Origin of the sequence: Campylobacter sp. RM16187, from assembly GCF_025319965.1 — a bacterium.
In the GTDB taxonomy this organism is placed as follows: Bacteria; Campylobacterota; Campylobacteria; order Campylobacterales; family Campylobacteraceae; genus Campylobacter_A.
The window spans coordinates 299,541-319,535 of record NZ_CP012549.1; the positions used below are offsets into that span (position 1 = coordinate 299,541).

Genomic DNA, 19,995 nt, shown 5'->3' on the forward strand with positions numbered 1-19,995 from the left:
GAGCTAAATTTGGTAGTTGAATTTGTTAATACTATCCCTTCGACTCAGGAATTTTTGTGTGAAAGTGTGCGAGCTGGTGCGATAAAGCCGCCGTTTATGCTCGTAGCAAACGAGCAAAGCAAGGGTGTAGGAAGCAGAAATAACGAATGGCAGGGCTTTAGAGGAAATTTATTTCTCTCTTTTTGTGTTGATAAACATTTCTTGCCAAGCGATTTGCACGAGGCTTCGATATCTATCTATTTTTCGATGATTATGCGCGAGCTTTTGGCTTCAAAAGGCTCTAAAATTTGGATCAAATGGCCAAATGACTTTTATATAGAAGATAAAAAAATAGGCGGAACAATTACTTCAAAAATAAGTGAAGTTTATATTTGCGGAATGGGACTAAATCTTGTCGCTGCCCCAAAAAATGCAGGAATTTTGGATATTGAAATTAGTCAAAACGACCTAGTTTGGGGATTTTGTGAATTATTAGAAAAAAAGATTTTATGGAAGCAGATTTTTAGCAAATTTAGGTTAGACTTTCAGAAATCAAAAAAATTCATCACGCACATAGACGGCAAAGAGATATCGCTGCAAGATGCAGAAATTTGCGATGATGGAGCTATTTTAGTAAATGAAAAAAGGGTGTATTCTTTAAGATGAGCGAGATAATAACTATAGCAAACCAAAAAGGCGGTGTCGGAAAGACGACCACTGCCGTAAATTTGGCGGCATCTTTAGCGGTTGCCGAAAAGAGGGTTCTACTCATAGATATCGATCCTCAGGCAAACGCAACTACGGGAATGGGATTTAGTAGAAACGATTATGAATACAACATCTATCACGTTTTAACAGGGCGCAAGAAGCTTTCTCAAATCGTTTTAAAAACTGAAATTCCTACACTTTTTCTAGCTCCGTCAAATATCGGCTTAGTAGGTATCGAACAGGAATTTAACGATCAGAGTAAGGATTATAAGCTAATCCTTAAAAATAAAATCGCCGAAGTTTCGCACGAATATGATTTTATCATCATTGATAGCCCTCCGGCTCTTGGAAGCATAACCGTAAACGCGCTAAGTGCGAGCGATAGCGTGATAATACCTATACAATGCGAATTTTACGCACTTGAAGGTCTGGCGCAAATTTTAAATACAGTTAAGATAATCAAAAAAACGATAAACCCAAAGCTTGCTATCAAGGGCTTTTTGCCGACTATGTATAGCTCGCAAAACAACCTTTCAAAAGAGACTGTGGCGAATTTAAAGCAGCATTTTGAAAATAAGCTGTTTAAACTAAGAGACGATAGTGAGGATTTTGTGATCGTGCCTAGAAATGTAAAGCTTGCCGAGTCTCCGAGCTTTGGCAAGCCTGTGATACTCTATGATATCAAATCTCCCGGCTCTCAAGCCTATCAAAATTTAGCTTACGCGATTTTAGGATAAAAGATGGCTAAAAAGAGTAGTTTAGGACGCGGATTGGGAGCTATACTTGAAGATGTGGAGCTTGCTTACAAAGCAGAATTAAGCGGCGGAAACCGCGATATAGTAACTGAAATCGACGTAAATTTAATAACCGAAAACCCGTATCAACCACGAAAGCACTTTGATGAAACGGCTTTAAGGGAGCTAAGCGAGTCTATAAAAAGGCACGGACTCATCCAGCCTATAATCGTCATACAAAAAGATGACGGCTATATGCTCATAGCCGGCGAAAGAAGATTTAGAGCGACTAAAATTTTAGGCGCTGAGAAAATAAAAGCCATAGTTGCCGATATCGAGAGTAAAAATTTAAGAGAGCTTGCACTCATAGAAAATATTCAAAGGGAAGACCTTAATCCTATCGAGCTTGCAAATTCTTATAAAGAGCTGATCGATGAATACAAAATCACTCAAGAAGGGCTTGCAAACATCATACATAAGAGCAGAACTCAGATAACAAACACAATGCGGCTTTTGTCTTTAAGCCTTCATACTCAAGATCTCATAAAAGAAGGAAAGATAACCCAAGGACATGCTAAAGTAATCGTAGGTCTTGAGCCAAATTACGAAAAAATGGCTGTTGATACGATAATAGGGCAAAGACTAAGCGTTCGCGAAACTGAAAATTTGGTGAAAAATTTAAAAGACAAAAGCAAAACTACGCAAAAAAGCGGCTTTAAAATCGATGAAGAATACGCTAAAAAACTTGACGATTTAAAAGAGCTGCTTGAACAACTCCATATAAAATCAAAAATAAAAAACAGAAATTTGATACTTGAATTTAAAGATATATCGGATATTGAGAAATTTATATATAAAATAAGATAGAAATTTGCTAATAAATTTAGCTTATTTTTTCTTTTAATATTGTAGAATAAACCGATTTTTTGTTTTTACACAAAATATACAGAGTTATAAGGAGATTTAATGTTACAAGTCGATTTGCCATTGGTAATTCTAACGGCAGCAGTTTTTATAGGACTTATCATTATTTTAAATTCAATCCTCTATCAACCTCTTATTAATTTTATTGATTCGAGAAATGAGGCCATTAAAAATGATGAAGAGAGTGCCGTTAGAAATACAAGCGATCTTAGTGTTCATGAGGCTGAGATTGAGCAGATAATTATGTCTGCTAGAAACGAAGCCGGAAAAATCAAACAAGAGGCTTTAAATGCGGCAAAAGAGAGTGCAGCCAAAATAATAGAGCAAAAGCGCGCTACTTTAGAGGCTGATTATGAGGCATTTATGCAAAATTTGCAGACTCAAAAAAATGAGTTTAAGTCTGATTTGATTACTAGGTTGCCTGATCTTAAGAGTGTTCTTAGAACAAAATTGGCAAAAATTTAAGGAGAGTGTATGAAGAAATTTTATCTTATTTTGCTTGTTCCGTTTTTTGCTTTAGCCAGCGAATCTAGTGAGCACAGCTATGATATAGTGGCAAGAATTCTAAACTTTTTAATGTTTTTTGGAATCTTGTATTACTTTATAGCCACTCCTGTTAAAAATGCTTATAAAGCTAGAATTGAAAGTATAGCGATTAGACTTGACAATATTCAAAAGAAGTTAAGAGAGTCAAAGGCTAAAAAGAACGATGCGCTTAGAAGAGTCGAAGAGGCTAAAAGCAATGCTATAAGCCTTATAGAGACTTCTAGAAAAGAGGCTTTGTTGTTATGTGAAAAGATAAAAGCAGAGACTAATCAAGAGCTTTTAAGCCTTGAAAAGAGCTTCCAAGAACAAAAAGAATTTGAAAGAAGACGTGCCGTAAAAAACGTTGTAGTTGAAATTTTAAATGAAGTTTTTGAAAGCGATAGCCTTAAAATCGATAAAAACGAACTTGTTAATATTGTTCTTAAAAAGGTTGGCTAATGAAAGAGTTGATAGCAAAAAAATATGTAAAAGCTTTAATGGCTGATCTTAACAGAGATGATCTTGAGAAATTTATAAGCGATCTAGATGTTGTTGTAAGTGCATTTAATATTAATAAATTTAGAAACATTATAACTTCTCCTAGTGTAAAAAATGATAAGAAAATCGATCTTGTATTATCTTTTTTAAGTAGTAATAATTCTAAAATTATAAATTTTATCAAGCTTTTAGGCGAGAATAAAAGGCTTGATATCTTGCCTGATATACTTAATGAGCTTGCAGTGCAAAAAGCTCAAATGGATAATATTTTCCGTGGCACAATCTATGGAAATTTTGAGATTGATCAATCTCAAATTACTGAGCTTGAAAAAAGCTTTTCTAAAAGATTTAATGCAAAAATCATGTTAGAAGCTGTAAAAAGCGATTATAACGGTATAAAAATAGAGTTGGACGATTTGGGTGTGGAGGCTAGTCTTTCGATGGATAGACTTAAATCTCAAATGACTGAATATATATTAAAAGCAATTTAAAAGGAGAAAAAGCGTGGGTGCAACGAAAATAAAAGCGGATGAAATTAGCGCTATCATCAAGGAAAGAATCGAAAATTTCGATCTTAGTGTTGATGTTGAAGAGACAGGTAAAGTTATCTCGGTAGCAGATGGAGTTGCGAATGTTTATGGTCTAAAAAACGTTATGGCTGGCGAGATGGTTGAGTTTGAGAGCGGTGAAAAAGGTATGGCTCTTAACTTGGAAGAGAGCAGTGTCGGTATAGTTATCCTTGGTAAAACTGATAACATTAAAGAGGGAAGTTCGGTAAAACGTTTAGCTAGACTTCTTCGTGTCCCTGTGGGTGATGCCCTTATAGGACGTGTTGTAAACTCTCTTGGCGAGCCAATAGACGCAAAAGGTCCGATTGACGCTAGTGAGACAAGATTCGTCGAAGAAAAAGCAAAAGGTATCATGGCTAGAAAATCTGTTCATGAGCCGCTTCAAACAGGTATTAAAGCTATTGACGCACTTGTTCCAATCGGACGTGGACAACGCGAGCTTATCATTGGTGACCGCCAAACAGGTAAAACCACCGTAGCAATCGATACTATCATCAATCAAAAAGGCCAAGATGTAATTTGTATATACGTTGCTATCGGACAAAAACAATCAACAGTTGCTCAGGTTGTTAAAAAGCTTGAAGAATACGGTGCAATGGATTATACGATAGTTGTAAATGCCGGCGCATCAGATGCTGCGGCGCTTCAATACCTTGCTCCTTATGCGGGTGTAACTATGGGCGAGTATTTCCGTGACAACTCACGTCACGCGCTAATCATTTATGATGACCTTTCAAAGCACGCCGTAGCATACCGCGAAATGTCACTTATCCTTCGCCGCCCTCCGGGTCGTGAAGCATATCCGGGTGACGTTTTCTACCTTCATTCAAGACTTCTTGAGCGCGCAAGTAAGTTAAATGACAAGCTAGGTGGCGGATCTCTTACTGCGCTTCCTATCATCGAGACTCAAGCCGGTGACGTTTCTGCGTATATCCCGACAAACGTTATTTCTATTACGGACGGTCAAATTTTCCTTGAGTCGGATCTATTTAACTCAGGTATTCGCCCTGCGATTAACGTTGGTCTATCTGTTTCTCGTGTCGGTGGTGCTGCTCAGATTAAAGCTATTAAACAAGTTTCCGGTAACTTAAGACTTGACCTTGCGCAATACCGCGAGCTTCAAGCGTTTGCTCAGTTTGCGAGCGATCTTGACGAGAGCTCAAGAAGACAGCTTGAACGCGGTCAAAGAATGGTTGAGATCTTAAAACAACCTCCATATAGTCCTCTTCCTGTAGAAAATCAAGTAGTTCTTATTTTTGCTGGTGCCAAGGGTTATTTAGATGATATTTCTGTAAGTGCAATCAATAAGTTTGAATCAGAACTATATCCTTATATAGAGGCGAAATATCCTGAAATTTTTGATCAGATTAGAACAAAAAAAGTACTTGATAAAGAGATTGAAGAGCTTTTACATAAGGCACTAAAAGACTTTAAAGCGACATTTGCTGCTAACTAAGGTTAAGATATGTCAAATTTAAAAGATATAAAACGAAAGATCAAAAGCGTTCAGAACACTCAAAAGACAACGCGTGCGATGAAGCTTGTTTCTACTGCTAAACTTAGAAAAGCGGAAGATGTGGCTCGTCACTCTAGAGTATATGCGCTTAAGATCAATGAAGTTTTATCAGAGATTGCATATAAGATCAATCAATACGGCTCTGTTGATTCGGAGAGTAAATTCTTTAACACTAAAAATAGTGTAGAGAAGGTTGATATTATCTTTGTAACAGCTGATAAAGGGCTTTGCGGAGGCTTTAATATTCAGACTATCAAAACCGTTAGAAATATGATAAATGAATTTAAGGCCAAAAAAGTTAAGATCAGGCTAAGGGCCATTGGCAAAAAAGGAATAGAATTCTTTAACTTCCAAGGCATAGAGCTTCTTAAAACTTATGTCGGATATAGCTCATCTCCTACTTACGAGAAGGCTCAAGAAGTCATAAAAGAGGCTATTGATGATTTTATAAACGGAGTTACCGATAAGGTTATTTTAGTTCATAACGGCTACAACAATATGATATCTCAGCAAATTCGCATAAATGATATTGTGCCTGTTGAGCCGCCTAAAATAGTTGAGGTTGAGACTAACTCTTTAATGGAATTTGAGCCTAGCGATGATGACGGTAAAATTTTAGATGAACTACTTAAAAAATATTTTGAGTATAGTATGTATTATGCGCTTGTTGACTCTCTTGCAGCTGAGCACAGTGCTAGAATGCAGGCGATGGATAATGCAACAAATAACGCAAAAGAGCGTGTTAGAGAGCTGAATCTGGCTTATAATAAGGCTAGACAACAGTCTATTACCACTGAGCTTATCGAGATCATCAGTGGCGTTGAATCAATGAAATAAAAAGGAGTATTAATGAAAGGTATTATTTCTCAAGTAATGGGACCTGTCGTTGATGTCGATTTTAGCGAGTATTTGCCAAAAATCAACGAGGCCATTGAGGTAAATTTTGAAGTGGAAGGTAAGAAGAATAAGCTTGTTCTTGAAGTTGCCGCTCACCTTGGAGATAACCGCGTACGAACCATTGCTATGGATATGAGTGAAGGTCTTACTAGGGGTTTGGAAGCTACTGCTCTTGGAGCGCCTATTACTGTACCGGTTGGTGAGAAAGTTTTGGGAAGAATTTTTAACGTTATCGGCGACTTGATTGACGAAGGTGAAGAATTAAATTTTGATAAGAGATGGTCTATACACCGTGATCCTCCTCCGTTTGAAGAGCAAAGCACAAAGAGTGAAATTTTTGAAACAGGCATCAAAGTAGTTGACCTTCTTGCTCCTTATGCAAAAGGTGGTAAAGTTGGACTATTTGGTGGTGCTGGTGTTGGTAAGACGGTTATTATTATGGAGCTTATTCACAACGTTGCGTTTAAACATAGCGGTTATTCTGTGTTTGCAGGCGTTGGAGAGAGAACTCGTGAAGGAAACGACCTTTATCACGAGATGAAAGAATCCAACGTTTTGGATAAAGTTGCCTTATGCTATGGCCAGATGAATGAGCCACCGGGGGCAAGAAACAGAATCGCGCTAACAGGTCTAACGATGGCTGAGTATTTCCGTGATGAGATGGGGCTTGACGTTCTTATGTTTATTGACAACATCTTTAGATTCTCTCAATCAGGTTCAGAGATGTCAGCGCTTCTTGGACGTATTCCTTCAGCCGTTGGTTATCAGCCTACACTTGCAAGCGAAATGGGTAAATTCCAAGAGAGAATTACATCGACCAAAAAAGGCTCAATTACATCCGTTCAGGCTGTTTATGTTCCGGCAGACGACCTTACAGACCCTGCTCCTGCGACAGTTTTTGCTCACCTTGATGCTACTACGGTTCTTAACCGTGCTATTGCAGAGAAGGGAATTTATCCTGCGGTTGACCCGCTTGACTCAACTTCACGTATGCTTGATCCGCAAATTTTAGGACAAGAGCACTATAAAGTTGCACGCGGTGTTCAGGCTGTTTTACAAAAATATAAAGACTTGCAAGATATTATTGCGATTCTTGGTATGGATGAGCTTAGCGAAGAGGATAAAGTTACAGTTGATAGAGCAAGAAAGATAGAAAGATTCTTGTCTCAGCCATTCTTCGTGGCTGAAGTCTTTACAGGAAGTCCCGGAAAATATGTAAGCCTAGAAGAGAGCATTGCTGGCTTTAAAGGAATTTTAGATGGTAAATATGACGATCTTCCTGAGGCAGCGTTTTATATGGTTGGAAATATAGACGAGGTAATGCAAAAAGCTGAAAAACTTAAAGGCTAAAATTTAATAAGGAAGCGTAATGAATAAATTACATTTAGAGATTGTGACGCCTGAAGGACTTGTTTTTTCAAATGATGTTAAAAGCGTGGTTTTGCCTGGAAGCGAAGGAGAATTCGGCGTTTTGCCGGGACACGCCTCTTTGATATCGCTATTAAAAGCGGGTCTTGTAGATATAGAAAACGAAGATAAAAATCACGATATCGTAGCTATAAATTGGGGATATGTGAAAATTGATGAAGGCAAGGCGGTTGTGCTTGCAGATGGTGCAGTATATGTATCAGGAAGCTCTGAGAGTGAGTTAGCTCACTCTCTTGAAAAGGCAAAAGAGCTTATTCAGAGCATGAGCAGTGAGACAAATGCATTTGCGGCAACAGTTGCAAAACTTGATAGTATGGCGAGAGCTAAATAGTGGCAGGTCTTGATATATTTTTAAATTATTATTCAAGAAGTAGCTTTATAACTATTTTTGTTCTTGCTTGGCTATCGCTATATTTTATTATAAGTTTTACCATACTTTTTTCTCGTATGGTAGAACTTGCCTTATGGAAAAAAAAAGAGCAAAATGCTTTAGAATCACTGTTTATGGGTTCTAAAGTAATTTCAAACGATTCTTCTTTAAAAAGATGTGCCTCCGGTAAAATTTGTAAAGAAAAACTTGGTATTTGTATAAGTATGGCGGAAAAAAATGCCACAAGCGGTGTTACTTGGCTTGGGATTATTGCATCTACATCGCCTTTTATTGGGCTTTTTGGCACAGTTGTGGCAATACTTGAGACCTTTTCAAAGCTTGGACAAGGAGGAAATTCGTCCCTTGGAGTAATAGCACCCGCCATATCCGAAGCTCTTGTAGCTACAGGAGCAGGTATTTTTGTCGCAATTCCTGCATATACCTTTAGTTTGCTTCTCAAAAGAAAGGCGTATGAGCTTATGAGTATTGTTAGAAGAGAAGCTGATATGTTAATCGCAAACAAAGAAGAGAGCTAAATTTATGATAAATCTCGAAGAGACCCCAGAGCTTAATATCACCCCTTTGGTTGATATTATGCTTGTTTTGCTCGCGATACTTATGGTGACTACTCCGACTCTTGTGTATGAAGAGCAGATAGTTTTGCCTGACGGATCCAAGACGAAAACACTCTCGGCTGAGCAAAAGGATCTAACTGTTATAGTGGATGCTCAAAGAAAAGTTAGAATAGATCAAAGCACTATGAGCCTTCAAGAGTTGCCTGATAATATAGCTCTTTTAAGTGCGAAATATGATAAAAATTCAGCTGTTTATATAAAGGCTGATAAAAATTTACTATATGATGATGTTATGTTTGTATTAAAAAGTATCAAAAATGCCGGATTCTCAAAGGTAGCACTCCAAACGAATGGATAAAATTTTAGAGCCAAAATTTAATACTTTTAGCTACTTTATACTCTCTTTTATTCTGTATATTTCTATTGTGAGCGGTATTTTTATAAAACTTACGTATTTTAGAAGCGAAGAACCTAAAAAATATACCGATACAAAAGATGCCTTTATGGATATTATGATAGTTGAGCGTGAGCAAGATATAGTAGTAAAGGCTCCTGAAAAAAAAGAAGAAGTGGTAAAAGTAGAGGAGCCTGAAAAAAAGATTGAAGAAGTTAAAGAGGAGCTAAAGCTAGATACTACAAACAAACCTTTAGAGCCAGAGGTAAAGCCAGAGCCTGAAATTGTCCAAAAAACAGAAGAGCCGAGCCTAAAGGATCTTTTTAAGGATATAAACATATCTAAGCTTAAAGACGATAAAGTTGTAAAAAAGACCGAGTCTTTAAAAGAGCAGAGCAGAAAAAAGCCTGAAAAAAATCAATCTCAAAACTCTCAAAAAAAGGCAAGCGATGTTATAAATGCATTAAAACTTGATAAAGTAGCGAAAGCTCCTAAAACGCAAATGACAGGCGAATATCACCCTTATTTCGGGCAGATTGAAAGAATTTTGCAGGCAAAATGGAGTGCTTATAAAGCTGATTCAAACGATAATGCTGAAGTTGAAATTAGTATAGATTTGAGTGGAAATTTTAGTTATGATATTAAAAAATTATCATATAATAGCGAATTTAATGACAAGGTCAGGGAATTTTTACAAAGTATGACCTTTGAAAAATTTCCGCCTTCCGAGTTAGGAAGGACGGTTACTCTTAAAACCACACTGGTAGATAAAATAGAATAATGGAGGAAAAATGAAAAAAATTATTTTGATACTGAGTTTTGCTTTAGGCTTATTTGCCGCCGACGCTACCATATCTATTATAAATAAAGGCATGGTTTTGCCTAAAATAGTGCTTCAAGATGCTACGACTATGGTTTCTGATCAGGCATTTAAAAACAGATTCCATAAGATTATGTTAGGCGATTTAAAGGTAAGCTCTGATTTTGAAGTAGTAGATGAGTATATAACTAGTAGCTATGAGGGAGATTCTGATACGAATGTTATGAGTCACAAAAACGCTCAGTTGATTTTTAGATACGCTCTTGAGGGTTTGCCAAACACATCTCTTGTCTTAAGAGTTAAGCTAATAAATGCTAAAACCGCGACCACTCAATATGAGAGAATTTACACTATGAATGACGGTGCTAAATTTCCATTTTTGGCGCATAAGGCAATAGTCGAGCTTGTAAATGAGCTTAAGATGCCTCCTGTAAATTGGATGGAAAAATTTATAGTTTTTTCCAAATCTACAGGATCTAAACAGAGCGAAATTGTAGTGGCTGACTATACTTTAACCTATCAAAAGGTGCTTGTTAGGGGAGGGCTTAATATATTCCCTAAATGGGCGGGAGCCGATCAGAAAGCATTTTATTATTCAGACTACAGCGGCTCTAAAATAATTTTATATAAATTTGATATAGCAACAGGTCAAAAAACTAAAATTTTAGATACTAAAGGCGGTATGCTTGTGGCTTCTGACGTTAGCCAAAGTGGCGATAAGATGCTTCTTACTATGGCGCCTCAAGATCAACCAGATATCTATCTATATGATTTAAATTCCAAAAGACTTTCCCAGGTAACAAACTACACAGGTATAGATGTAAATGGAAATTTTGTAGATAATGATACTAAGGTAGTTTTCGTATCCGACAGATTGGGTTATCCGAATATTTTTTCACAAAATATAGGCGGAGGTGCTGTTGAGCAGATGGTATATCACGGCAAAAACAATAACTCAGTAAGCACATATCAAAACTATATAGTTTATTCAAGTAGAGAGAATGAAAAGAGTGATTTTGGAACCAGAGATTTTAATATCTATATGATTTCAACCAAAACAGACTATATAAGACAACTTACTGCAAGCGGTAAAAATCTATATCCTAGATTTTCTAGCGATGGACAAAGCGTAGTATTTATTAAAGAGCTTGGCGGTCAAAGTTCACTAGGAATAATACGCATAAATGAAAATAGGAGCTTTCAGTTTCCTTTAAAGATAGGCAGAATACAGTCTATCGATTGGTAATGTTATTAAAAAAATATGATATAATCACTAAAATTTTTGCAAAGGATTAAAATGAAAAAAGTAGCTTTAGCTTCTGCTGTTGTCGCAGCTTTACTAATGAGTGGTTGTAGCTCAAAAGCCCCTGAGGTTGATATGAGTGCTGATTCTAAACAAGGTAGCGCATCTACTATGGGTTCTAGCGATAGCATGATGAGTGCTAGCGATAAATTACAACAACTAATATCTATGGTTGAAGGACATGTTAAAAACGTATATTTTGATTTTGATAAATTTAATATCAAAAGCGATATGCAATCAGTTGTAAATATGAATGCTAGCGTATTTAACCATGCAGATGCAAAAAATTTAACTATTAAAGTTGAAGGAAACTGCGACGAGTGGGGAAGTGATGAGTATAACTATGCTCTTGGTCTAAAAAGAGCGAAGGCTACAAAAGACGCTCTTGTAAAACAAGGTGTTGCTGCTGATAGAATTACTGTTGTTAGTTATGGGGAGAGCAATCCTGTTTGTACAGATAAAACAAAAGCTTGCGACGCACAAAATAGACGTGCCGAATTCAAAGTTCTTCCATAATAACATATGATAAATTTAAAAAAATTAGCGACTCTGTCTTTTGGAGTCGCTATTTTATACTCTGCTGAAATTTCAGTATTTGATGCCGGTAATTTAGATAGCACAAACCCTTATGGTCTAACCGATAGTGAAAAAGTTCTGCTTAAAAATAAGCAACGCGTAGAAAATTTAAGCAGAAACATGGGTGATGTAGAGTCTAGTTTAAGCGGGGCACAGGAGAGAATTGAAGGTCTGCAAAGTATTATGGACGGCATTAATGAGCGAATATCCAGGTTAGAAAAACGCATAAACGATCTTGAAGCCCAAACAATAAATAAAGAAGATAGTCTAAAAAACGATCTTGAAGTTCTAAAAAAATACTCTGAAGAGACTAGAGCGATTCAGGAAACCAATAATAAAAAAATTACAAAAACTCTTAAAGACCTCGGCACACTTATAGATAAATCAAATGCAGCTAAAGAGGAGTCAAAATCTACGAAAAACAAGTCTGAAGAGTCAAATAAACAGACTTCAGCAGATTTTACTAAGCAAAAAATTCAAGATGTCGCAGCTGATGCTAAGAAGCTTTTTGATGAAGGAAAGCTGGATGAAGCTAAGGATAGATATGAATTTTTGATAACAAAAGGTCATAAGCCGGCTGCCGCAAATTTTTATCTTGGCGAAATTTCATATAAACAAAAAGCATACAATAATGCCATAAAATATTATCAACAAAGTATAACTCTTTACGATAAGGCTGATTATATACCAAAACTATTATATCATACTGCGATTAGTTTTGATAAGATTAATGATACTCAAAGTGCAAATCGATTTTATAAAGCATTGAAATTAGGCTATCCTGAAAGTAAAGAAGCCAAAGCCTCTCCTGATAGATAAGTCAATTTACATTAATAAATTTACGATATAATCATACTTATTTTAATTTTTAGGAGAAAGTGTGAATCAAGTTATATCTATGTTTTATGAGCTAAAAGACGCTAAGACAGGCGAAATTTTAGAATCTAACATGCAAGAAGGCGGTCAAATTTCATTTTTGACAGGTAGAGGACACATAATACAAAAACTAGAAGATGAGGTTAGTTTACTAAAAGCCGGAGATACAAAGAGAGTTATTATAGAAGCGGCCGATGCTTGCGGACTTTATGATGAGAGTGCTCTTCAAAAATTACCAAAAGAACAATTCGCAGGAATTGAACTCAAAGAGGGAATGGAACTATTTGGACAAGGAGAGGACGGCTCAAACGTTCGCGTTACCGTAGCAAAAATAGACGAAAATGAAGTCACTGTTGATTTTAATCACCCTTATGCTGGTAAAGACCTAGAGTTTAACGTTCAAATAACAGAAGTTAGAGAGGCTACTGAAGATGAGATAGCTACTGGTGTTGTTGCTCATGCTCATGCTTGCGGATGCGGTAGTGGACATGGACACAAAGAGGGTGGTTGCTGCGGAGGTCATGGTCATGATCATGATGAAGATGGATGCTGTGGCGGAGGACACCATCATAATGATGGTGGCGGATGCTGCGGAAAACATCATCACTAAGAAACTATAATGAAATTTTCTTTTATATTCCCTGGTCAGGGGTCTCAAGCCATTGGAATGGGCAAAGAAATTTATGAAAATTTCAATGACGCTAAAGAGCTTTTGCATAATGCAAGTGATGCTCTTAGCGTAGATTTCAAGAAGCTTCTTTTTGAAGAGAACGAGCTGATTAATCAGAGTGAGTTTACTCAGCCTGCAATAGTTTTAAATTCTTTAATGTGCTATTTGGCTCTAAAATCAAAATTAAATTTAGAGCCAAATTTCAGCCTCGGACACTCTCTTGGAGAGTTTAGTGCCTTGGCTGTAAATAGCGGATTTGACTTTGTAGATGCACTTAAGGTGGTAAATATCAGAGGTAAGCTTATGCAAGAGGCTTGCAATGGTAAAGATGTGTCTATGATGGTTGTTTTAGGACTAAATGATCAAATTGTCGAAGAAATTTGCGTAGGCGCTCAAAAAGATGGTTTGCAAATTTACGCAGCAAATTACAACTGTGATGGACAGATAGTCGTAGCCGGAGTTAGAGAGCATTTGGCTAAATTTGAATCAGTATTTAAAGAGGCTGGGGCAAAGAGGGCTATGCTTTTAAATATGTCTGTTGCCAGCCATTGCCCTATTCTTAGTAGTGCAAGCATAGGTCTTGTTAGCCATCTTGAGGCGACATTAAAAGATAAATTTAAAAGTGTTATATCTAACGCAACTGCTAAACCATATAGTAGCAAGAATGAGGCTTTAAATTTATTAAAAGATCAGCTTGTAAAACCTGTTTTATATAAACAAAGTATTCAAAATTCACAAAGTGAAATTGATATTTTTGTAGAATTTGGTTCAAGCGTGCTAAAAGGGATCAATAAAAAGATCACTAATAAACCGACCTATTCTGTAACGGATATTAAGAGCTTGGATGAATTTTTAGTATTTTTGGAGGGTAAATGATAGCGATTTTAGGTGCAATGCCTGAAGAGATTACTCCGCTTTTGGACGCTTTAAAAGATTATGAAGAGATACGTTATGCGAATAATGTTTTTTATTTGGCGAAATTTAAAGATAAAGAGCTTGTAATCGCATATTCAAAGATAGGCAAAGTGAATGCCGCCCTGACGGCTACAATAATGATTGAAAAATTTAAGGCTCAAAAACTACTTTTTACAGGTGTTGCCGGCGCTTTAAATGAAAATTTAAAAATTAAAGACATGTTGTATGCCGAATCATTGGTGCAGCATGATCTTGACATTACAGCGTTTGGTCATCCGCATGGATTTGTGCCAGGTACAAGTATATTTATGAAAAGCGATGGAAATTTAAATGTCCTGGCTACTAAAATTGCTAAACAAAAGGGAATAATTTTAAAAAGCGGAATTATAGCTACCGGAGATCAGTTTATTTGTGAACAAAGTAAAAAAGATTGGATAAAAAATACATTCAAAGCCGATGCTACAGAGATGGAAGGTGCCAGTGTAGCCCTAGTATGTGAAAGCTTAAATGTGCCATTTTTTATTTTAAGGGCTATAAGTGATGAGGCTGGAGGTGGAGCGGAGTTTGATTTTGACGAATTTTTACAAAGCTCTGCTAATATAAGTGCTGATTTCATCCTCTCTATGATTGAGGAGTTATGATAGAGCTTAGCAAAAAGCTCCTTCGCATAGTCGGTCAGACGAATGCGAAATACAAGATGTTTGAAGAGGGCGATAAAATTTTACTCGCCCTAAGCGGTGGCAAGGATAGCATGACACTTGCCCACTTGCTTAAGCATTTTTGCTCGGTAAGTCCGCTTAATTGGCAGTTTGAAGCAGTTACTGTGACTTACGGTATAGGTGAAAATCTTGAACTTATAAAAGAGCATTTTAAACTACACGAAATTCCTTACAAAATTATTGACACTCAAATTTTTGAATTTGGCAGAGAGAAAATTCGTGAAAATACGACATTTTGCAGCTTTTGCAGTCGTATGCGTAGGGGCTATCTCTACACTTATGCTCTTGAAAACGGCTTTAATAAAATTGCGATCGCTCATCATCTTGACGATGCGGCAGAGAGTTTTTTCATGAATTTTACTTATAACGGCGCGCTTAGGACTTTGGCTCCAAGATATAAGGCTGAAAATGGGCTTGATATCATTAGGCCTCTTATACTTGTGCGAGAGCGTCAAATTCGCGACTGTGCGATTAAAAATGAGCTTCCCTTGATGAATGAAGAAGAGAGCTGCCCTGCTAAACAATACGGCGGCAAATCGCCTCGCGCAAGAGCTGAAACCAAAGCGATGCTAGCAAATTTGGAGAGTGAGAATCCTAAATTTTTTGTCTCTTTAAAGGCTGCGTTTGAAAATGTTCATTTGGATACATTTTTTGGCGCTGATGAATAACTAAAAACCTTGTAAAACTATACTGTAAAGCTCGTTTACCTCTCTATCATCTAGTAAAATCGTAGATTTTTTCTTAAATAGATGTTGAATTTTTTCAAAATTTAGATTTAAATTACCAAAACAATTTGGGTGAGATGGTAAAAATCCTCTTGTTAAGGATATAAAGCCTTCTATTTTTTCATCGCAAACAAAGCAGGTTGGTTCATCGTGAAGCCTTCCTTCATGCTCTAAAATTCGCACATAAGCCTCTATAATAAGGCGTTTCGGATTTTGTTTTAAGAGTCTTTGGGCACAAATTTCAATCTCTTGAAAGTATATCTCATCAATATTCTCTACATCCTTTAAGTGTGTGTAAAATAATCGCATAAATTGCTGCCAAATTATTAGGCGCTCTCGTAAAATCAGCCAGCTAAAACCAAGGTGTAGCACGCTTCTAAGGTGAGGCAAAAAATTTGCGCTCTCTACAAGCTCAAAATCTATTTTGTATCCTTGCATGATACTAGGATGGCGCGCTCCGTAAAACCTGTAGCATTTAATAAGCGAATTTGAAGTCAAAAGATAGACGATCATATCCTCATCTTTGACTTTTTGCGTGTGGATTATGTAGCCTTGCATTTAGATTGTAAAGAAAGCCTCGATCTTATCTCTAATAAGCTTCATATCATTTATTCTATTAACTTCGTCTCTAAAACTGCTTGCACCATCAATTCCTTTAGAGTATTGGTGCAAATGTTTTCTAAAAATAGATACTCCATAAGTGCCATAATGAGCTATCATGGCATCAAAATGAGCCAATATAATATCTTTCTTTAACTCACTGCTTACTTTATTTGTAGTTTTTATTTCGTGAAATATCCATGGCTTGCCTATACTGGCACGCCCTATCATAATTGCATCGCAACCAGTTATTTTAAAAACTTCAGCTGCATTTTTTTCGTCTATATCTCCATTTGCAACTACTGGGATTTTTACAGATTCTTTAGCTCTTTTTATAGCATTATAATCAACTTCTGCACTGTATCCACCGGCTCTTGTTCTTCCGTGAATACTTATAAAATCAGCTCCTGCATCTTGTGCGGCGAGAGCTAAAATTTCAGGTATCTTCTCGTCAAACCCAAGACGCATTTTTACGCTTAGCATGCTTTTGTTTGATGTCTTTTTTATCGTTTCTACTATTTTTTTGAGATTGTCTATATCTTTTAGAAGTGCCGAGCCTGCACATTGCTTAACTACTTTTGGAACAGGACAGCCACAATTTAGATCTATGCCGTCTATACCGTCAAATTTGTTTATAATCTCGACTGCTTTTTTGATAATTTCGCTATCACTTCCTGCAATTTGAACGATATATGGAGTCTCTTCCGGGGATTTTTTAAGCATTTCAAGCGTTTTATCGGAGCCTTCATAGACAAGTGCGTTTGCGCTTATCATCTCGCTAACCGTCACATCGCATCCAAAACGCTTGACTACGCTTCTTAGAGGTAGATCCGAAAAACCAGCTAAAGGTGCAAGAAAAATAGGTTTTTTGCTAAAATCTATCATCTAAAAAGCATATTTGCAGGTACCATTCTGCCATTTTCTCTAAGGTAGAGTAAAATTCTAAAATTTTGATACTCATAAGGGTCTGAATTTTCTAAAATTTCACGAACACGCTCTATCATTTGAAGCTCGAATAGCACATACAAATATGCCTCTTCCGCATCTTGATGAGAGCTCTTTAACCTTTCAAATATCCCCATGAGAGTATCTGGGGTTAGTTTATCTTTTAAAACTATAGCACTGTGGTTATACTGCTCTTTTGTGATTTGGTGATGGTTTAGAATCTCAAAAATTTCTTCACTATTCATATCTATTTCATCGTTTACAAAACGATCTATCATGATTATGACCTCTTCACCACTCTTTTCAAATCCAAATCTTTTAATATCTGTAAAAGAGCCAAGCCTGATGAGCTTTTCGTTAGCTTTTTTTGAAATTTCATCATTTAACTCTTGGTAGCTTTTTACTACTTCAACGAAGTAGTTTGGTATCTTTTCTAGTTTGTTTAGCTCATTTTGTATAAATAGCTTATTGTCTTTTGGTAGTTTAAATTTCTTCAGATCCATAACTTCGCCATTTTGCACGCTTTTTACAATTTTGACAACATTGTCTAGCTCATCGTTACTAACTGCAATTTCGTTATATTTTTTCCAAGGTGATAAAATTTTAGTTATCTGCGAAGGTGTTTTGTAAAGCTCTGTTTTAAACTCTTTGTTTGTATCAAGACCTAAAAAAACTTCTTTTGCTAGCTCGTTATAAAGATGCTCGTCTTTTTTTATTGAGCGTTTAAATACATATATTTCAAATCCATGATATGCAATATGGACTATGGAGAGTATAGCAAATATAGCAATAGGGATTACTATCCATGCAGCAAGTGGAAGAGTAAGTGAATACTCAAGAAAGTTAAAAGTATGCTCTGAGGCATCTAGTGAATATACAAAAATGCCGACTAATACTATATAAATTAAACTATAAACTATAAAACGTCTAGTTTTCATAACAATCCCCTATTTTTTAGATGTTTTTTCGACTATCTCTCTACAAACTATACAATATCTTGCATGAGGTTTTACTTTAAGTCTTGGTATTCCAATATCTTCTTCACACATTTCACAAATTCCGTAAGTCTTGTTGGTTATCTTGCTAAGGGCTACGTCTATAGCGGCCAATTCGTATCTTTGTTGTGCACTTATTGATTGTTCTATTAGCTGATCGGCATTTACAGTTGCTATATCAAATTCATCGCTTATGCCGCTATCTCTAAGAGCTGCCAACTCGTTACTTGCATCAAGTATATTTTTCTTTATTTGGATTTTTCTCTCTTCCAAAATAGATTTAAAAAGTTCTAGATCGCTTTTGCGCATCTGTTTCCTTTACTTATGATATGGGTGATTTGCATTTATACAAAGAGCCCTAAAAATTTGTTCAAAAAGTATTAGTTTGGCTATTTTATGAGCCATTGTAAGAGGGCTCAGACTTATAATTTTATCCACTTTTTGTTTGAAATTTTGACTAAGCCCATAAGCTCCACCTATAAAAAATGAAATTTGCGAATTGCTTTCTAAAATTTTAGCAAATTGAATACTATCAAGCTTTTCGCCCTTTTCGTCAAGTGCTATACAAAAACCCTTTAAATTTGGCTCATAAATATCATCATAGCTTTTTAATGCCGATTCGCTTCCGGCACTTTGAGCTTTGGCGATTTTTTCATTGAATATAGTTATATCAGAAATTTTGGCAAATTTTGATGACATTTTTATATACTCTTTTATCTCGTTTTCAAAGTTATCAGCTTTGGATTTTTGTATCGAGAAGACAGAAATTTCCAATACCTACTCTTCCTCTTCATCATTATCATTGTTTTGCAAAATAAGCTCGGCACTCTCTTCTTTTACAGGCTTAGAATTCGATAGAAGCCTTATCATATCACTTACAAATTTTTTATGATCTTTTCTTTCAACTATAGCGTCTATCAGTCCGTGTTCAAGCAAAAATTCAGATCTTTGAAATCCTTCCGGAAGATCTGAGCCTATAGTTTGCTTGATAACTCTTTGCCCAGCAAATCCTATAAGTGCGCCAGGTTCTGCTATGATAATATCTCCAAGCCAAGCAAAACTAGCACTAACTCCACCCATTGTAGGATCTGTTAGTATCGATATATAGGGTACCTTAGCCTCATCAAGCAGTTTTAGTGCTGCGGAAGTCTTTGACATCTGCATTAAAGAAAATGTGCTTTCTTGCATTCTTGCTCCGCCTGATGCCGAGATTATTATAAGCGGGTGTTTTTTGTCTATGGATCTTTTGATAGCTCTAACTATCTTTTCACCTTCTACTGAGCCTAGGCTTCCACCCATGAAACTAAAGTCAAAGACCACAAGCTGTACGTCCATATTGTCTATTTTTGCTTCGCCGCATATTACGGCACTGCTTCTTCCAGTTTTCTCTTCGCTCTCACTGATACGCTTTTTGTATGATTTTTTATCCACAAATTTAAGCGGATCTACAGGTTTTAAGTTTTTATCAAATTCTACGAAGGTTTCAGGGTCGCATAAAAGCTCTATTCTTCTTTGAGGTTTGAGTCTCATATGGTATCCGCATTTCGGGCATACGTTAAAGCAGGCTTCTACCTCTTTATAATACATTAATGAGTGGCAGCTTTCGCACTTTACCCAGTGCGCAGGAGCTTCACTCGGAGATGATTGATTTCTTGTTTTTGAAAAAATATCTAAAAAGCCCATTTTCTACCTACTTAAATATAAAAATTATGCGATTATATCTAATTTTAGCAT

The 19,995-nt window shown here is 36.3% G+C and carries 26 protein-coding genes; 20 read left to right on the forward strand and 6 right to left on the reverse strand.

Translation table 11 applies throughout. The features are described from left to right. Window positions 1-9: 9 nt before the first annotated feature. The 20 genes from CDOMF_RS01710 (at window position 10) to CDOMF_RS01805 (ending at window position 15,664) form a co-directional block, all read left to right on the forward strand. Complete coding sequence (locus CDOMF_RS01710; RefSeq protein WP_260952172.1) at window positions 10-645, forward strand: biotin--[acetyl-CoA-carboxylase] ligase; 636 nt, start codon at window positions 10-12, stop codon at window positions 643-645. Next, a complete protein-coding gene (locus CDOMF_RS01715; protein WP_260952173.1) occupies window positions 642-1,424 on the forward strand; it encodes a ParA family protein in 783 nt (260 codons plus the stop codon). The genes CDOMF_RS01710 and CDOMF_RS01715 overlap by 4 nt, the downstream gene beginning before the upstream one ends. Window positions 1,425-1,427: 3 nt before the next feature. Beyond that, window positions 1,428-2,288, forward strand: a complete 861-nt coding sequence (locus tag CDOMF_RS01720; RefSeq protein ID WP_260952174.1) for a ParB/RepB/Spo0J family partition protein — start codon at window positions 1,428-1,430, stop codon at window positions 2,286-2,288. A 99-nt stretch (window positions 2,289-2,387) separates the two neighbouring features. After that, window positions 2,388-2,810, forward strand: a complete 423-nt coding sequence (locus CDOMF_RS01725; protein WP_260952175.1) for a FoF1 ATP synthase subunit B' — start codon at window positions 2,388-2,390, stop codon at window positions 2,808-2,810. A gap of 9 nt (window positions 2,811-2,819) precedes the next feature. Beyond that, on the forward strand, window positions 2,820-3,329 hold the full coding sequence (locus tag CDOMF_RS01730) for a F0F1 ATP synthase subunit B (protein ID WP_260952176.1): 510 nt from the start codon (window positions 2,820-2,822) through the stop codon (window positions 3,327-3,329). Next, on the forward strand, window positions 3,329-3,859 hold the full coding sequence (locus CDOMF_RS01735; RefSeq protein ID WP_260952177.1) for a F0F1 ATP synthase subunit delta: 531 nt from the start codon (window positions 3,329-3,331) through the stop codon (window positions 3,857-3,859). Before CDOMF_RS01730 ends, CDOMF_RS01735 begins: the two co-directional genes overlap by 1 nt. Window positions 3,860-3,872: 13 nt before the next feature. Then, window positions 3,873-5,393, forward strand: coding sequence for a F0F1 ATP synthase subunit alpha (gene atpA / locus CDOMF_RS01740; RefSeq protein WP_442863514.1), 1,521 nt, complete (start codon window positions 3,873-3,875; stop codon window positions 5,391-5,393). A 9-nt stretch (window positions 5,394-5,402) separates the two neighbouring features. Further along, window positions 5,403-6,290 (forward strand): ATP synthase F1 subunit gamma, encoded by an 888-nt coding sequence (gene atpG / locus CDOMF_RS01745; RefSeq protein WP_172129263.1) that lies wholly within the window; start codon window positions 5,403-5,405, stop codon window positions 6,288-6,290. 12 nt (window positions 6,291-6,302) lie between these two features. Further along, a complete protein-coding gene (atpD, locus tag CDOMF_RS01750) occupies window positions 6,303-7,700 on the forward strand; it encodes a F0F1 ATP synthase subunit beta (protein ID WP_260952179.1) in 1,398 nt (465 codons plus the stop codon). A gap of 19 nt (window positions 7,701-7,719) precedes the next feature. Next, window positions 7,720-8,109, forward strand: coding sequence for an ATP synthase F1 subunit epsilon (gene atpC, locus CDOMF_RS01755; RefSeq protein ID WP_169973387.1), 390 nt, complete (start codon window positions 7,720-7,722; stop codon window positions 8,107-8,109). Next, window positions 8,109-8,684 carry a MotA/TolQ/ExbB proton channel family protein gene (locus CDOMF_RS01760; protein WP_260952180.1) on the forward strand — a complete coding sequence of 192 codons (576 nt, stop codon included), beginning with the start codon at window positions 8,109-8,111 and terminating at the stop codon, window positions 8,682-8,684. Before atpC ends, CDOMF_RS01760 begins: the two co-directional genes overlap by 1 nt. 4 nt (window positions 8,685-8,688) lie before the next feature. Then, the gene (locus CDOMF_RS01765) at window positions 8,689-9,081 is read left to right on the forward strand and encodes a biopolymer transporter ExbD (protein WP_260952181.1); all 393 of its coding nucleotides are present in this window, start codon (window positions 8,689-8,691) and stop codon (window positions 9,079-9,081) included. Beyond that, the gene (locus CDOMF_RS01770; RefSeq protein WP_170018906.1) at window positions 9,074-9,898 is read left to right on the forward strand and encodes a TonB C-terminal domain-containing protein; all 825 of its coding nucleotides are present in this window, start codon (window positions 9,074-9,076) and stop codon (window positions 9,896-9,898) included. The genes CDOMF_RS01765 and CDOMF_RS01770 overlap by 8 nt, the downstream gene beginning before the upstream one ends. 10 nt (window positions 9,899-9,908) lie before the next feature. Further along, window positions 9,909-11,183: a Tol-Pal system protein TolB gene (gene tolB, locus CDOMF_RS01775; protein WP_260952182.1), complete on the forward strand. Its 1,275-nt coding sequence runs from the start codon at window positions 9,909-9,911 to the stop codon at window positions 11,181-11,183. Between the two features lie 51 nt (window positions 11,184-11,234). After that, window positions 11,235-11,756 (forward strand): OmpA family protein, encoded by a 522-nt coding sequence (locus tag CDOMF_RS01780; RefSeq protein ID WP_260952183.1) that lies wholly within the window; start codon window positions 11,235-11,237, stop codon window positions 11,754-11,756. Between the two features lie 6 nt (window positions 11,757-11,762). Beyond that, entirely contained in the window at window positions 11,763-12,635 is an 873-nt protein-coding gene (locus CDOMF_RS01785) for a tetratricopeptide repeat protein (protein WP_260952184.1), read from the forward strand. Between the two features lie 79 nt (window positions 12,636-12,714). Beyond that, window positions 12,715-13,302, forward strand: coding sequence for an FKBP-type peptidyl-prolyl cis-trans isomerase (locus CDOMF_RS01790; RefSeq protein WP_260953109.1), 588 nt, complete (start codon window positions 12,715-12,717; stop codon window positions 13,300-13,302). 9 nt (window positions 13,303-13,311) lie between these two features. Beyond that, window positions 13,312-14,238 (forward strand): ACP S-malonyltransferase, encoded by a 927-nt coding sequence (gene fabD, locus CDOMF_RS01795; protein ID WP_260952185.1) that lies wholly within the window; start codon window positions 13,312-13,314, stop codon window positions 14,236-14,238. After that, window positions 14,235-14,918, forward strand: coding sequence for a 5'-methylthioadenosine/adenosylhomocysteine nucleosidase (locus CDOMF_RS01800; protein ID WP_260952187.1), 684 nt, complete (start codon window positions 14,235-14,237; stop codon window positions 14,916-14,918). Before fabD ends, CDOMF_RS01800 begins: the two co-directional genes overlap by 4 nt. Then, the gene (locus CDOMF_RS01805) at window positions 14,915-15,664 is read left to right on the forward strand and encodes a tRNA 2-thiocytidine biosynthesis TtcA family protein (protein ID WP_260952188.1); all 750 of its coding nucleotides are present in this window, start codon (window positions 14,915-14,917) and stop codon (window positions 15,662-15,664) included. Before CDOMF_RS01800 ends, CDOMF_RS01805 begins: the two co-directional genes overlap by 4 nt. On the opposite strand, the gene recO is transcribed toward CDOMF_RS01805, so the two are convergent. From recO to accD, 6 genes are read right to left on the reverse strand one after another with little or no spacing between them, the layout of a single operon-like run. Continuing rightward, a complete protein-coding gene (gene recO / locus CDOMF_RS01810) occupies window positions 15,665-16,279 on the reverse strand; it encodes a recombination protein RecO (RefSeq protein WP_260952189.1) in 615 nt (204 codons plus the stop codon). After that, window positions 16,280-17,206: a tRNA dihydrouridine synthase gene (locus CDOMF_RS01815; RefSeq protein ID WP_260952190.1), complete on the reverse strand. Its 927-nt coding sequence runs from the start codon at window positions 17,204-17,206 to the stop codon at window positions 16,280-16,282. Further along, on the reverse strand, window positions 17,203-18,204 hold the full coding sequence (locus CDOMF_RS01820; RefSeq protein ID WP_260952191.1) for a LapA family protein: 1,002 nt from the start codon (window positions 18,202-18,204) through the stop codon (window positions 17,203-17,205). The genes CDOMF_RS01815 and CDOMF_RS01820 overlap by 4 nt, the downstream gene beginning before the upstream one ends. 9 nt (window positions 18,205-18,213) lie before the next feature. Continuing rightward, window positions 18,214-18,570, reverse strand: a complete 357-nt coding sequence (dksA, locus tag CDOMF_RS01825) for an RNA polymerase-binding protein DksA (RefSeq protein ID WP_169973360.1) — start codon at window positions 18,568-18,570, stop codon at window positions 18,214-18,216. A 9-nt stretch (window positions 18,571-18,579) separates the two neighbouring features. Beyond that, window positions 18,580-19,035, reverse strand: a complete 456-nt coding sequence (locus CDOMF_RS01830) for a 23S rRNA (pseudouridine(1915)-N(3))-methyltransferase RlmH (RefSeq protein WP_260952192.1) — start codon at window positions 19,033-19,035, stop codon at window positions 18,580-18,582. A gap of 3 nt (window positions 19,036-19,038) precedes the next feature. Further along, window positions 19,039-19,944 carry an acetyl-CoA carboxylase, carboxyltransferase subunit beta gene (accD, locus tag CDOMF_RS01835; protein ID WP_170018917.1) on the reverse strand — a complete coding sequence of 302 codons (906 nt, stop codon included), beginning with the start codon at window positions 19,942-19,944 and terminating at the stop codon, window positions 19,039-19,041. Between the last annotated feature and the right edge of the window lie 51 nt (window positions 19,945-19,995).

Excerpts from the sequence above, each read along its gene's own strand:
- CDOMF_RS01715 (WP_260952173.1), top strand. The coding sequence starts at position 642 with ATGAGCGAGATAATAACTATAGCAAACCAAAAAGGCGGTGTCGGAAAG.
- CDOMF_RS01720 (WP_260952174.1), top strand. The coding sequence starts at position 1,428 with ATGGCTAAAAAGAGTAGTTTAGGACGCGGATTGGGAGCTATACTTGAA.
- CDOMF_RS01725 (WP_260952175.1), top strand. The coding sequence starts at position 2,388 with ATGTTACAAGTCGATTTGCCATTGGTAATTCTAACGGCAGCAGTTTTT.
- CDOMF_RS01730 (WP_260952176.1), top strand. The coding sequence starts at position 2,820 with ATGAAGAAATTTTATCTTATTTTGCTTGTTCCGTTTTTTGCTTTAGCC.
- CDOMF_RS01735 (WP_260952177.1), top strand. The coding sequence starts at position 3,329 with ATGAAAGAGTTGATAGCAAAAAAATATGTAAAAGCTTTAATGGCTGAT.
- atpG (WP_172129263.1), top strand. The coding sequence starts at position 5,403 with ATGTCAAATTTAAAAGATATAAAACGAAAGATCAAAAGCGTTCAGAAC.
- atpD (WP_260952179.1), top strand. The coding sequence starts at position 6,303 with ATGAAAGGTATTATTTCTCAAGTAATGGGACCTGTCGTTGATGTCGAT.
- atpC (WP_169973387.1), top strand. The coding sequence starts at position 7,720 with ATGAATAAATTACATTTAGAGATTGTGACGCCTGAAGGACTTGTTTTT.
- CDOMF_RS01765 (WP_260952181.1), top strand. The coding sequence starts at position 8,689 with ATGATAAATCTCGAAGAGACCCCAGAGCTTAATATCACCCCTTTGGTT.
- CDOMF_RS01770 (WP_170018906.1), top strand. The coding sequence starts at position 9,074 with ATGGATAAAATTTTAGAGCCAAAATTTAATACTTTTAGCTACTTTATA.
- tolB (WP_260952182.1), top strand. The coding sequence starts at position 9,909 with ATGAAAAAAATTATTTTGATACTGAGTTTTGCTTTAGGCTTATTTGCC.
- CDOMF_RS01780 (WP_260952183.1), top strand. The coding sequence starts at position 11,235 with ATGAAAAAAGTAGCTTTAGCTTCTGCTGTTGTCGCAGCTTTACTAATG.
- CDOMF_RS01785 (WP_260952184.1), top strand. The coding sequence starts at position 11,763 with ATGATAAATTTAAAAAAATTAGCGACTCTGTCTTTTGGAGTCGCTATT.
- CDOMF_RS01790 (WP_260953109.1), top strand. The coding sequence starts at position 12,715 with ATGTTTTATGAGCTAAAAGACGCTAAGACAGGCGAAATTTTAGAATCT.
- fabD (WP_260952185.1), top strand. The coding sequence starts at position 13,312 with ATGAAATTTTCTTTTATATTCCCTGGTCAGGGGTCTCAAGCCATTGGA.
- CDOMF_RS01800 (WP_260952187.1), top strand. The coding sequence starts at position 14,235 with ATGATAGCGATTTTAGGTGCAATGCCTGAAGAGATTACTCCGCTTTTG.
- CDOMF_RS01805 (WP_260952188.1), top strand. The coding sequence starts at position 14,915 with ATGATAGAGCTTAGCAAAAAGCTCCTTCGCATAGTCGGTCAGACGAAT.
- recO (WP_260952189.1), bottom strand. The coding sequence starts at position 16,279 with ATGCAAGGCTACATAATCCACACGCAAAAAGTCAAAGATGAGGATATG.
- CDOMF_RS01815 (WP_260952190.1), bottom strand. The coding sequence starts at position 17,206 with ATGATAGATTTTAGCAAAAAACCTATTTTTCTTGCACCTTTAGCTGGT.
- CDOMF_RS01820 (WP_260952191.1), bottom strand. The coding sequence starts at position 18,204 with ATGAAAACTAGACGTTTTATAGTTTATAGTTTAATTTATATAGTATTA.
- dksA (WP_169973360.1), bottom strand. The coding sequence starts at position 18,570 with ATGCGCAAAAGCGATCTAGAACTTTTTAAATCTATTTTGGAAGAGAGA.
- accD (WP_170018917.1), bottom strand. The coding sequence starts at position 19,944 with ATGGGCTTTTTAGATATTTTTTCAAAAACAAGAAATCAATCATCTCCG.